The following is a 12,287-nucleotide window of genomic DNA, read 5'->3' on the forward strand; positions in this document are numbered from 1 at the left end:
CGGATGGTGTGAGCGGTGCAGGTGCTTCAAGTGCAGCTGGAGATCCGGCCCGACCCCGCTGAGGTCGGGCGAGCCCGGCGGTGGGCCCGCTCGCGGCTCGCCGGGTCCGGGATAGGGGTCGACGAGCCGCTCGCCGAGACCCTCATCCTGCTCGTCTCCGAACTCGTCACCAACGCCGTGGTGCACACCGGTTGCCCGGCCGTGCTGCGGCTGTCCCTGTCGGGCGCCACCCAGGAGTCGGCCACCGTACGGCTTGAGGTCGCCGACCGCAGCGACCGTGCGCCGGTGCCCCGGTGTGTCGACAGCGACGCGACGGGCGGCCGGGGCCTCGCGCTCGTCGACGGCCTCGCGGACCGGTGGGGCTGGTGCACCGAGGGTGCCGGCAAGCGGATCTGGTGCGAACTGGACCGGGCCGCCGAGGTGAACGGCTCCGCCTGCGGCGGCGGCGTGTCCGCCTGTGAGGGGCTCGCGTACGAGGCGGTCTGACGGGCGCACGGGCGTGCGGAATCCGTCGGGCCCGGATGCACGGATGCAGAAGGCGTTGCCCTGTCAGCTCGGGCTGGCATGGGTGCGCCCGGGCATGCTTCCGTGCGCGGCGAGGGAAACCGGGACGTAAGCGGCAAATCCCCGAGTGGGTGTTGACGTCGAGTGTCCGGTTGATCACGCTTGTGGTCAGCGATTCGCCGCGAGGGGACGACGAGGGCTTCGGTGACGGAGGCCCTTGTCGAGTGTGGGTCGTGATTCGGCGTCGGTCTTCTGGGGGGCAGAGGGGCCGGGGCGGGTACGCCGGAGTCGGATGGCGGCGCGCGGTGCCGTGCTCGGGGCGGATGGGGCACCTCCCGGCTCGGGTGAAGCCGAGTGGGAAGCCGCGCCGCCAGCCGACCTCTTCATGACGTCATGGTGCGCCCCTGGGCGCGAGACCGGGTGCGCCGGGATCGGATGCGCGTCAGAGCACGGCCACGGGGGCCACGGGGGTCCCGGTCGCGCCGACGAACGGTTCGGGCATCGCCGACAGCAGGAACGTGTAGCGACCCTCTTGTCCACAGGCTGTGGACAACTCTTCGAGGTTCCAGTTCTGGCCCTGGAGCATTCCCATCTCCACCAGGTCGAGGGCGTGCACGGCAAGCCACAGATCCTCGGTCTCGGGCGGAAAGATCTCGAACGTGAGCGTGTCGTTCGCCACCGCCGCCACGTCGCGCGCGTGGAACCACTCCGGCGTACGGACCGACAGTCCGGGTGAGGGGTAGCCGTACGCGTGCCGGTCGCCGGCGAGGTAGACCTGGATCTGCCCCGTCCGCACGAGCACGATGTCACCGGCTCGCACACGCGTCCCCGCGAGTTCCTCGGCCGCCTCCAGGTCCTGCGGTGTGACCGCGTACCCCCCGTCGAGACGCGGGACGCCGCGCGCGCGTGCCACGTCCAGCAGTACCCCGCGCGAGACGATGTGCCGTGCCTTGTCGATGCCGCTGAACTCGGCGCCGCCGTGCGCCGTGACGGTGTTCGCGGGGCGGCCGTTGTAGAGCCGGCCCGAGTGCGAGACATGGGTGAGCGCGTCCCAGTGGGTGGCGGCCTGCAGCCCCATGGTCACGATGTCGTCGCTGCACGCGACGGTCCCCGGACCGAAGAGCTCCTGGTTGATCTGCACCATGGAGTGCAGCGGGTTGACGCGCCCCGGGATCACACCGGTCTGGACGCCGTCCTGGCGCAGGGGGAGGGCGAGGGGGACGCGGCGGCCGGTGCGGACGCAGGCCGCCGCCTCGCGGACGACCTCCTCGGTGATCAGGTTGAGCGTGCCGATCTCGTCGTCCGCCCCCCAACGGCCCCAGTTGTTCACGCGCTTGGCGATCTCGTGGAACGCGTCCGGCAGTGACATGAGTCCTCCCCGGGGCTTGTCTCCGCGTATCTGACGGGTCGTAGAATCGAATCGAATCTAACGGACCGTCAGAAACCGCGGGAAGGGGCCGGAGCGTGGGGAACCTCTTGGCAGGCAAGGTCGTCGCCGTGACCGGCGCCGGGCGGGGGATCGGACGGGCGGTGGCGCTGGCGGCCGCCGCCGCGGGAGCGCGCGTCGTCGTCAACGACTACGGAGTGTCCGTGGACGGGGCCGCGCCCACCAGCGAGGTCGCCCAAGGCGTGGCCAAGGAGATCGAGGCCGCGGGCGGGGAGGCGGTCGCCGTGGCCGACGACGTGTCCACGATGGCGGGCGGGCAGCGGGTCGTGGACGCGGCACTGACGTCGTACGGGCGGATCGACGGGGTCGTGTGCGTCGCCGGGATCCTGCGCGAGCGGATGCTGTTCAACATGACCGAGGAGGAATGGGACCCGGTCGTGGCCACCCATCTGAAAGGCACCTTCACGGTCTTCAGGGCCGCCTCCTCGGTGATGCGTGAGCAGCGGGCCGGGACGTTGATCGGATTCACCAGCGGCAACCACCAGGGGTCGGTGTCGCAGGCCAACTACAGCGCGGCGAAGGGCGGGGTCATCTCGCTGGTGCGCAGCGCCGCGCTGGGCCTGAACAAGTACGGGGTGACCGCGAACGCGGTCGCGCCGGTGGCCCGTACGCGGATGTCGGCGAACGTGCCGATGGAGCTGACCGAGATGGGCGAGCCGGAGGACGTGGCCGCCCTCGTGGTCTACCTGCTCTCGGACGCCGCTCGGGAGCACGGCGTGACGGGCCAGGTGTACACGGTCGCCGGACCGAAGATCGCGGTGTGGGCGCAACCGAGGGAGCTGCGGGCCGCCTACGCCTTCGGCGGGTGGACCCCGCAGAAGGTCGCGGAGTTGCTGCCGGGGTCCGTGGGCGTGGACCCGATGCCGATGCTGGAGCGGGTGGAGGCGATGGAGAAGGCGGCGCGGGAGGGGGCGCGGCCCAACGCCTGAGATTCCGGGGGGTGTCCGGCGGCCGCGGAGGCGCCCGCCCACGCGGTGGAGCCGCACCCTGTCACGGCCCCGCGCCCCGGGAGAGGCGAAGCACCCGGCGCCTGGAAGGAGACGTCAGTGGACTTTGGACTTGCCGTCGAGGACGAGGACTTCCGCTTCGAGGCGCGGGAGTGGCTCTCCGCGCACATCGGGGGCGCGCAGGACCGTCGTACCTGGGAACGGACCCTCGGGAAAGCAGGCTGGATCGGGCTCGGCTGGGGCGAGGGCGGGTACGGAAACCGCACCGCCACCCTGACCCAGCAGGTCGCCTGGGCCGAGGAGTACGCACGGTCGGGCGCTCCGCCGCGCTCCGGGCACATCGGGGAGAAGCTGCTGGCCCCGACGCTGCTCGCCCATGGGACGGACGAGCAGAAGACCCGGTTCCTGCCGCCGGTCGCGGGCGGCGAGGAGCTGTGGTGCCAGGGGTACAGCGAGCCCGGGGCGGGTTCGGACCTCGCCGGGATCCGTACGAAGGCCGAACGGGCCTCGGACGGGACGTACCGGGTCAGTGGGCAGAAGATCTGGACCTCCCTGGCCCACGAGGCGGACTGGTGCTTCGTGCTGGCCCGCACGGATCCGGACTCCCGGCGCCATCACGGCCTCAGCTTCCTGCTCGTCCCCATGGACCAGCCGGGGCGTGTCGAGGTGCGGCCCATCCGGCAGATGACCGGTACCAGTGACTTCAACGAGGTCTTCTTCGACGGGGCGCACGCGCGCGCGGAGCACGTCGTCGGGGGTGAGGGCGCCGGGTGGAAGGTCGCGATGAGTCTGCTCGGATTCGAGCGGGGGGTGTCGACGCTGGCGCAGCAGGTGGGGTTCGCCCAGGAGCTGGCGCGGATCGTGCGGGCCGCCGTCGAGTCGGGCGCGGCCGGGGATCCCGTCGTGCGGGCGCGGCTGGTGCGGCAGTGGGCCGAACTGCGGGTGATGCGGTGGAACGCGCTGCGGACGCTGGGCAGTCCGGGTGACCTGGGTGCGCCCAGTGCGGCCAAGCTGCTGTGGGGCGGCTGGCATCAGCGGCTCGGGGAGCTGGCGCTGCTGGTGCGGGGCGCGGCGGGCTCGGTCGGGCCGGTGGAGTGGTCGCCCTCGGCGCCGTACGAACTCGACGAGGCGCAGCACCTGTTCCTGTTCTCCCGGGCCGACACCATCTACGGCGGCTCGGACCAGGTTCAGCGCACGATCATCGCCGAGCGGGTGCTCGGACTGCCGAGGGAACCCAAGGGAGTGGTGTGATGCGCGGCGTGGTGTTCGACGGGACGCGGGTCGAGGTTGTCTCCGACCTGGAGGTGCGGGATCCGGGGCCGGGTGAGGTGCTGGTCGCGATCTCGGCCGCGGGGCTCTGCCACAGCGACCTGTCCGTGGTGGACGGCACCATACCCTTCCCGGTTCCTGTGGTGCTGGGACATGAGGGTGCCGGGGTGGTGGAGGCCGTGGGTGTGGGCGTCACCCATGTGGTGCCCGGCGACCATGTGGCCCTGTCCACGCTCGCCAACTGCGGTACCTGCGCGGAGTGCGACAGGGGCCGGCCGACCATGTGCCGGCAGGCGATCGGGCGGCCCGGGCAGCCGTTCACCCGAGGAGGGCGGCCCCTCTTCCAGTTCGCCTCCAACTCCGCGTTCGCCGAGCGGACCGTGGTCAGGGCGGTGCAGGTGGTGCGCATCCCCAAGGACATCCCCCTGCCGTCCGCCGCGCTCATCGGGTGCGGGGTGCTGACCGGGGTGGGCGCCGTGCTGAACCGGGCGAAGGTGGACCGGGGCGACAGCGTGCTCGTGATCGGGACCGGCGGTATCGGCCTCAACGTCCTGCAGGGCGCGCGGATCGCGGGGGCGCTGCGGATCGTCGCCGTCGACGCGAACCCGGCCAAGGAGGCGGTGGCGCGGCAGTTCGGGGCGACCGACTTCCTGACCTCGACGGAGGGGGTGCGGGAACTGCTGCCGACGGGGGCGGACCATGCCTTCGAGTGCGTGGGGCGCGTGGAACTGGTCCGGCGGGCGGTCGAGCTGCTCGACCGGCACGGGCAGGCGGTTCTGCTCGGGGTGCCGCCGGCCGGGGCCGAGGCGTCCTTCGCGGTGTCGTCGATGTACCTGGACAAGTCGATCCTGGGCTGCCGGTACGGCTCGTCGCGGCCGCAGCGGGACATCGCGCTGTATGCCGAGCTGTACCGGGCGGGGCGGCTGATGCTGGACGAACTGGTGACGCAGACCTACCCGGTTGAGGAATTCGAGCGGGCGGCGGCGGACGCGGAGGCGGGGAAGGTGGCGCGCGGGGTGCTCACCTTCTGAGCCCGGGATCCCGCTCGGCCCGGGATCCCGCTCGGCCCGGGATCCCGCTCGGCCCGGGATCCCGCTCGGCCCGGTGCCCGGCTGCGGTGGCGCTCTCCGGGCCTCTCCACGCGGTTTTCCACAGGCCCGGAAAACCGCTGCCGTGTTGTCGGTGGCGACGCCTACCGTCGTTCCATGACCTACCGAGACGTCGCCTCCAAGCAGGTCCTGATCTGGGCCTGCACCGCCGTCGCCTCGCGCGTGCCGGTCGCCATGACGCCGTTGGCCCTGGTGTTCCTCGTGCGCGAGCGGCCCGGCGGCTACACGCTGGGGGCCGCTCTCGCGGCGGCTTATGTGCTCGGTGAGATCATCTGCGCCCCGGTCCTCGGGATGCGGACGGACCCGGCTCGTGGCCGGCGCCATCTGACCCTCGGACTCGCGGGCGGGACGGCGGGCTTCGCCGGGCTGGGGGCGCTGGCCGGTGCCCACCCTCTCGTCCTGGGCGCGCTGGCGTTCCTGGCCGGTGCGGCACCGGCCGGAGTCGCCGGAGGACAGCGGGCGTTGCTGACCTCGCTGGTCCCGGAGCGGGCCGTGGCACAGGCGCTGTCCGTCGAGTCGATGCTGATGTCGGGTGTGTGGGCCGTCTCCCCGGTCGCGGTCGCCGGCCTCGCCCTCGGGGTGGCTCCCCGGGCGCCGCTGTTCCTCGTGGCCGTTTCCATGGCGCTGGGGATCGCGGGCCACTGGCTGCTGCCCGCCGGCTGGTCGACGGGCGAGCGGGAACAGGCGGGACGAGCCAGGCTCCGCGTTCTGCTTCGCGCCTGGCCGGTGTACGTCACGGGGGCGGCCGGTCTCACCCTGCTCGGTTTGGCCGAACTCACCCTGCCCGCCCTGCTGGAACAGCGCGGCATCGGCGTGGTGTGGTCCGGCCCGATGCTGGCCGGCATGGCCACGGGCGCGGCACTCGGCGCGTTCCTGTACGGCCTGCGGGCGTGGCCTGGGCGGCTGCGGGTGCGCAGTGCGGTGCTGATCTGCGGTATGTCGGTCTTCGTGGTGCTGGCCGCGCTGATACCGGGGGCGGCGGGGATCGCGGTCGCCCTCGTCGTGGCGGGACTGCTCCAGTCGGGCGCGCTGATCACCCGCAACCTGTCCCTGCGCGAGGCCCTGCCGCCGGGGGCACTGGCCGCCGGCTACTCCGTGATGTACGCGGCCGCGGGCGCCGGTTATGCGGCGACGGGTTCCCTCGCCGGCGGGCTGCTCCAGGTGGTGGCGCCGTCCACGGCCATCCAGGCCGGTGTGGTGCTGACCCTGCTGCTGACGGCGCTCGGCTGGTGGGGCGAGGCCCGCCGGGAGGACTCACATGCGGCCGGTGACCTGGTTGTCGGGCTCGCCGGCGCGGAAGGTGCGCCGGTAGCTGGTGGGGGTGACACCGAGAGCCGTCTGTAGGTGCTGGCGCATCGACTGAGCGGTGCCGAAGCCGGCGTCCCGGGCGACCTGGTCCACGGACAGGTCGGTGGACTCCAGCAGGTACCGGGCCCGCTCCACCCGCTGCTGGGTGAGCCACTGGCCGGGGCTGACGCCGACCTCCTCGCGGAAGCGGCGGGTGAAGGTGCGTACGGACATGGCCTCCTGCTCGGCCATGTCGCGCAACTGGATCGGTTCGTGCAGGCGGCCGAGGGCCCAGGCGCGTGCCGTGGTCGTGGACGCCTGCTGCGGGTCGGGTACCGGTCGGTGGATGTACTGGGCCTGGCCGCCGTCCCGGTGCGGCGGTACGACCGTGCGGCGGGCGACGTCGTTGGCGATCGCCGTGCCGTGGTCACGGCGCACCATGTGCAGGCACAGGTCGATCCCGGCGGCGACACCGGCCGAGGTCAGCACGTCACCGTCGTCGATGAACAGGACGTCCGCGTCGACCTCGATCGTCGGGAACAGTCGCTGGAAGCGCTCGGCGTCCGCCCAGTGCGTGGTGGCCGGGCGGCCGGCGAGGAGGCCCGCGGCGGCGAGTACGTACACGCCGGTGCAGATGGAGGCGAGGCGGGTGCCGGGGCGGATGTGGGCGAGCGCGGCGGCCAGTTCGTCGGTGAGCACGCCCTCCTCGAAGACCGGGCCGAGTTCGTACGACGCCGGGACGATCACGGTGTCGGCGGTGGCGAGGGCCTCCGGGCCGTTGGCGACGTCGATGGCGAAGTCGGCGTCCGTGCGGACCGGGCCGGGCGGTCGGACCGAGCAGGTGACGACCTCGTACAGATGCCGTCCCGCGGCGTCCTTGGGGCGGCCGAAGATCCGGTGCGGGATGCCCAGCTCGAAGGGGAGCAGGCCGTCCAGCGCGAGGACGGCCACGCGGTGCGGGCGGAACTCCGGTTCACGGCGACGCATGGCCCGATCCTAACGAATGCTGTCCTTCGGGCCAATGGATCGAGGGGAGCGCAGGCCCGAAGCTCGTTGTCGTGACGCAGACAACCGAAGCCACCGCCGTCGACCCGTCCCCGCCGAGCCCACGGCGCGGCCGCATCCACCGCGCCTGGTTCGTCGCCGCCGTCGCCTTCGTGACGATCCTCGGCGCCGCCGCCTTCCGCTCCCTGCCGGGGCTGCTGATCGATCCGCTGCATGGGGAGTTCGGCTGGTCGCGTGGCACGATCGCCGCCGCGGTCTCCGTCAACCTCGCCCTGTACGGCCTCACCGCCCCGTTCGCCGCCGCGTTGATGGACCGCTTCGGCATCCGCCGGGTGGTCGCGGTCGCGCTGGTGCTGATCGCGCTCGGCTCGGGTCTGACGGTGTGGATGACGGCCGCCTGGCAACTGCTGCTGTGCTGGGGCCTGCTGGTGGGTCTCGGCACCGGTTCGATGGCGCTGGCCTTCGCGGCCACGGTCACCAACCGCTGGTTCACCGAACGGCGCGGCCTGGTCACCGGCATCCTCACCGCCGCCTCGGCCTCCGGGCAGTTGGTCTTCCTGCCCGTGATGGCCCTCATGGTCGACGCGGGTGACTGGCGGCCGGCCGCGGTCACGGTCGCGCTCGCCGCCCTGGCCGTCGTCCCCTTCGTCTGGCTGCTGCTGCGCGACCACCCGGCCGACGTGGGTCTGCGGCCGTACGGCGCGACGGAGTTCGTGCCCAAGCCGGCGCCGGTACCGGGGGCCGCCCGCAGGGCGGTGAGGGTGCTCTTCTCGGCGGCCCGTACCGGTCCCTTCTGGCTGCTCGCCGGCACCTTCGCCATCTGCGGGGCCTCCACCAACGGCCTCATCCAGACGCACTTCGTGCCCGCCGCCCACGACCACGGCATGCCGGTCCCGGCCGCCGCCTCGCTGCTCGCCGTCATCGGCGTGTTCGACGTCCTCGGCACCATCGCCTCCGGCTGGCTCACCGACCGCTTCGAGCCGCGCCGCCTGCTCGCGGTCTACTACGCCCTGCGCGGGATCTCGCTGCTCTTCCTGCCGATGCTGCTCTTCCCGACGATCCACCTGCCGATGATCTTCTTCATCGTCTTCTACGGCCTCGACTGGGTCGCCACCGTCCCGCCCACCATCGCCCTGTGCCGGGAGCAGTACGGCGACGACAGCGCGATCGTCTTCGGCTGGGTCCTCGCCTCCCACCAGGTCGGCGCCGCGCTGGTGGCCTTCCTCGGCGGGGTCGCGCGGGACGTCTTCGGGTCGTACGACATCGTGTGGTGGGCGTCGGGGGCGCTGTGCGCGGCGGCCGCGCTGATGGCACTGGTGATCCGCCGGCCGGCGGCCCGGGCGGCGCGGTCGGTCCAAGGGGCGTAGCGCTGCTCGGGGACCGAGGGCTGCCGGTCGGCGCCCCGTGGGCTCAGAGGAACCGCCCCTTGTGGAACAGCAGCGGCGCCTCGTCCCCGTCGCTCGCCCCCAGGGCGTCCACCCGGCCCACCACGATCAGATGGTCGCCGCCGGTGTGCACGGCGTGGATCGCGCAGTCGATCCACGCGAGTGCGCCCGCCAGGCGCGGCGCGCCGGACACCGGAGCCGTGTCGTGGGCGACGCCCGCGAACTTGTCCGCTCCGCTCACCGCGAAGGCGCGGCACAGTTCGGCCTGGCCGGCGCTCAGGACGTTCACGCAGAAGCCGCCCGCGCGCGCGATGCGCGGCCACGTCGTCGACGTACGGCCGACCATGAAGGCGACCAGGGGCGGGTCGAGGGAGAGGGAGGAGAAGGACTGGCAGGCGAAACCGGCGGGGGAGCCGGTGTCATCGGCCGAGCGTGCCGTGATCACCGTGACGCCGGTCGCGAAGTGCCCCAGCACGCGCCGGAACTCGGTTCGGTCCAGCGGCTCGCGTTCGTCGTCGCGCACGCACCGCAGATCGGGCCGCGGCAGCGCCTCGACGGGGCCGCGGCGAGGGCCGGACCTGAGGTAGCGGACGGCGGCTTCGGCCGTGCCTGCTTGTCCCATCACATCGTCCATTGAATCTGACGTGCAGTCAGATGTGAAGGCCCGCGGCGTCATCGGGGCACCGTCCGGCGGTCCTCCGCCGTACGCCCGCCGCCCCTCAGACGCTGGAAGGCGCCTCGTGCCTGCGCCAGGCCCGCGAGGACGTATCCGGCCGCGACCACCCAGCCCAGCGGCCCGAGGCCGGCGAAGGCGACCCAGCTCGCGAGGCCGGTGAGGGCGAGGGCCGACGCGGCGAGGCAGGAGGCGCAGACGCGGGCGGGGACCGCGCCCCGTGACGCGGTCTTGAGGGCGGTGCCGTAGGAGATCCAGCCGCTCAGGGCGAACAGGGCGGCCACCGCGTACGCCAGCAGCTCCGGCAGGCCCCGGGAGCCGGGAGCCCGCGCGGCGACGACCAGTGCGGCCGTGGCGAGCAGTTGCACCGCACCGTTGAGGGAGCAGATGATCCGCCCGGCCACGGGCGGGCGCGGCAACGACTGGCCGAACCACACCGCCAGGGTCAGGAAACCGCACGTGAACGCCACCGTGTTCAGCAGTCCGGACCAGGTGGCCGCGGGCAGGGACAGCGCGGTGGCGACGGCCGCCACCAGGGACAGGGACGCGAACGCACCGTACGGCCGGGCGACCGCGCCGGCCGGGAAGCTCCGCACCCCGCGGGCGGTGAAGACGGCCCAGCCGGCCAGGGCGGCGAGCGCCGGGGCGGCCTGCAGGGGCAGGGTGGTCCCGAGGGTCGCGTGCCCGATTCCCAGGGCGCAGGCCAGCAGGTACACGGCGGCTCCGAGCGCCCTCGTCGTACGCGGGCCCCGCTCCGAGAAGCGGGCCTGGGAAGGGGTGTCGAGGCTGACGCGGTCCGCGGCCCAGCGGTCGTCCGTGTCCCCTTTGTCGAAGGCCGTGGACGCCTCCTTGCGCCGCGCGGCCAGGGCTTTGAGCCGCTCCTCCTTCTCCGCCTCCTTGCGGTGGGTCTGCGTGGGGACCGATCCGCCCCAGGTGTTCGAAGCGGGCCGCGAGCCCGCGCTCTGCCGTTCCGGCGCGGTCGTCGCCGGCGTACCGGTGTCGAAGAGGTGGGTGAGGTACCCCAGGGCGACGAACGCCACCGCGAGCGCGGTCAGCCACGCCGAGTACGACACGTCGGGCAGCTCCGTGAGGATCATGCCGCCGATGCCCACGGGTACGGGCGACGCCGCGTTGGCGCGCGACTGGAGCCACCACACGAGGGCCGCCACCCCGAGCAGCGGCACCACCGCGGCCAGGGTGAACACCCAGGCGCTGGTCCGTGCCCGCAGACGCCCGCCGGACCCGAACGCGCAGGCGCCGAAGAGGACCAGCGCGGCGCCGATCCCGCCCTCGACCTCCGCCCAGGCCCACGCCTCGGCCTTCGCGTCCCGCTCGTTGTCGGCGACGATCTCCTCGTACGTGCCGGACTCGCCGGCCCCGTTGCCGAACACCATGCAGGAGTCGCCGGGGCGCATGAACTGGCCGTCACAGACGGGTGTGCCGGTGTACTCGGCGTCCGCGGCCTCATGTCCCGCCTGGAGGGCCAGGACGACGAACAGCCAGCCCACGGCCCACAGGAGGGCCCCGGCGGCGATGGCGACGCCTCGGTTGACCGGGGCGCGCCGCTTGACGGGCAGGGGCCGGGTCGCGGGCCCGGGCCGGGTCATGACGGGACCTCCGCCCTGTCGCCGCGGCTCGACGGACGTCGAGCACAGGGCTGAGCGATGCTCGAAGGGGTGCGCTTCATGGCGTCCTCGGCCTTTCGGAGGGGGATCCCGCGTCGCGCGCCCAGCGTGGCATGCCGTGCTCCCGGCATCCTTGCGCAATCCCCGACCCTTCACGCGAACTCCATGTGTAGGCAGGGGAGTTCGGCGGTCAGCGGCCCCGGTACCGTGGCGCGCGGCGCTCCACGAAGCTCCGTACGCCTTCCCTCGCGTCCTGCGTCGTCATGTTGATCTCCTGCGCGGCGGCCTCCGCGGCGAAGGCGGCGGCGCGGTCGGTGTCGAGCGAGGCGTTGACGAGCTGCTTGGTCAGGGCGAGGGCGCGGGTCGGGCCGGTGGCGAGGCGTGCGGCCCAGGCGCGGGCCGTCCTGTCCAGGTCCGCGTCCGGCAGGACCCGGTTGACCAGGCCCAGCCGCTCGGCGTCGGACGCGGCGAGGGCGTCGCCGAAGAACATCAGCTCCTTCGCGCGCTGCGGGCCTATGAGGCGGGGCAGGAGGTGGGCGCCGCCGCCGTCGGGGACGAGGCCGCGGCGTGCGAACACCTCGATGAACGTGGCCGATTCGGCGGCCAGTACGAGGTCGCAGGCGAACGCGAGATGCGCGCCGAGCCCCGCCGCGGTGCCGTTCACCGCCGCGATCACCGGCTTCTCGCAGTCCAGGACGGCGGCGACGAGCCGCTGGGCGCCCAGGCGGATCGTACGGGCGACGTCGCCGGGGACCCGTTCCCCGGTGGCCGCCCCGCCGCGCAGATCGGCTCCGGCGCAGAAACCGCGGCCCGTCCCGGTCAGTACGACGGCCCGCACGTCCGGGTCGGCGGAGGCGTCGGCGAGCAGCCGGATGACGCGCTCGCGCTGGTCGGGGGTGAGGGCGTTGAGGGCTTCGGGGCGGTTGAGCGTGATCCGGCAGACCTGGTCGTCCACGGCGTGCAGCACCCAGGACGTGTCGGGGTCGTCGGGCACGCGCGCGGGACGGGGCAGGCCCCTGTCGTCGTCGGCACTCAT

Annotated in this window: 11 protein-coding genes; 6 read left to right on the forward strand and 5 right to left on the reverse strand. The window is 73.3% G+C overall.

The features are described from left to right. Positions 1 to 30: 30 nt before the first annotated feature. Positions 31 to 486, forward strand: coding sequence for an ATP-binding protein (locus ACWCPI_RS14245; RefSeq protein WP_451038527.1), 456 nt, complete (start codon positions 31 to 33; stop codon positions 484 to 486). Positions 487 to 946: 460 nt separating this feature from the next. Here ACWCPI_RS14245 and ACWCPI_RS14250 read toward each other — a convergent pair whose 3' ends face one another. After that, the gene (locus ACWCPI_RS14250; protein ID WP_451038384.1) at positions 947 to 1,873 is read right to left on the reverse strand and encodes a cyclase family protein; all 927 of its coding nucleotides are present in this window, start codon (positions 1,871 to 1,873) and stop codon (positions 947 to 949) included. A 95-nt stretch (positions 1,874 to 1,968) separates the two neighbouring features. Here ACWCPI_RS14250 and ACWCPI_RS14255 point away from each other — a divergent pair, with 95 nt between their 5' ends. The 4 genes from ACWCPI_RS14255 to ACWCPI_RS14270 all read left to right on the forward strand — a co-directional run bounded on the left by ACWCPI_RS14255 (position 1,969) and on the right by ACWCPI_RS14270 (position 6,620). Beyond that, positions 1,969 to 2,880 carry an SDR family oxidoreductase gene (locus ACWCPI_RS14255; RefSeq protein WP_451038385.1) on the forward strand — a complete coding sequence of 304 codons (912 nt, stop codon included), beginning with the start codon at positions 1,969 to 1,971 and terminating at the stop codon, positions 2,878 to 2,880. Between the two features lie 117 nt (positions 2,881 to 2,997). Beyond that, a complete protein-coding gene (locus tag ACWCPI_RS14260; protein WP_451038386.1) occupies positions 2,998 to 4,149 on the forward strand; it encodes an acyl-CoA dehydrogenase family protein in 1,152 nt (383 codons plus the stop codon). Next, entirely contained in the window at positions 4,149 to 5,198 is a 1,050-nt protein-coding gene (locus ACWCPI_RS14265; protein ID WP_451038387.1) for an alcohol dehydrogenase catalytic domain-containing protein, read from the forward strand. The genes ACWCPI_RS14260 and ACWCPI_RS14265 overlap by 1 nt, the downstream gene beginning before the upstream one ends. 174 nt (positions 5,199 to 5,372) lie before the next feature. Beyond that, positions 5,373 to 6,620: an MFS transporter gene (locus ACWCPI_RS14270; RefSeq protein ID WP_451038388.1), complete on the forward strand. Its 1,248-nt coding sequence runs from the start codon at positions 5,373 to 5,375 to the stop codon at positions 6,618 to 6,620. Here ACWCPI_RS14270 and ACWCPI_RS14275 read toward each other — a convergent pair. After that, a complete protein-coding gene (locus ACWCPI_RS14275; protein ID WP_451038389.1) occupies positions 6,531 to 7,550 on the reverse strand; it encodes a GlxA family transcriptional regulator in 1,020 nt (339 codons plus the stop codon). The genes ACWCPI_RS14270 and ACWCPI_RS14275 overlap by 90 nt on opposite strands. Before the next feature lie 71 nt (positions 7,551 to 7,621). On the opposite strand from ACWCPI_RS14275, the gene ACWCPI_RS14280 reads away from it, so the two are divergent. Then, the gene (locus ACWCPI_RS14280; protein WP_451038390.1) at positions 7,622 to 8,935 is read left to right on the forward strand and encodes an MFS transporter; all 1,314 of its coding nucleotides are present in this window, start codon (positions 7,622 to 7,624) and stop codon (positions 8,933 to 8,935) included. 43 nt (positions 8,936 to 8,978) lie between these two features. On the opposite strand, the gene ACWCPI_RS14285 is transcribed toward ACWCPI_RS14280, so the two are convergent. From ACWCPI_RS14285 to ACWCPI_RS14295, 3 genes are all read right to left on the reverse strand, one after another. Beyond that, positions 8,979 to 9,575: a flavin reductase family protein gene (locus ACWCPI_RS14285; protein ID WP_451038391.1), complete on the reverse strand. Its 597-nt coding sequence runs from the start codon at positions 9,573 to 9,575 to the stop codon at positions 8,979 to 8,981. A 50-nt stretch (positions 9,576 to 9,625) separates the two neighbouring features. Beyond that, positions 9,626 to 11,233 (reverse strand): hypothetical protein, encoded by a 1,608-nt coding sequence (locus tag ACWCPI_RS14290; RefSeq protein ID WP_451038392.1) that lies wholly within the window; start codon positions 11,231 to 11,233, stop codon positions 9,626 to 9,628. Between the two features lie 208 nt (positions 11,234 to 11,441). Beyond that, positions 11,442 to 12,287: an enoyl-CoA hydratase/isomerase family protein gene (locus ACWCPI_RS14295; protein WP_451038393.1), complete on the reverse strand. Its 846-nt coding sequence runs from the start codon at positions 12,285 to 12,287 to the stop codon at positions 11,442 to 11,444.

The sequence above is a fragment of the Streptomyces sp. NPDC001920 genome (assembly GCF_053594495.1).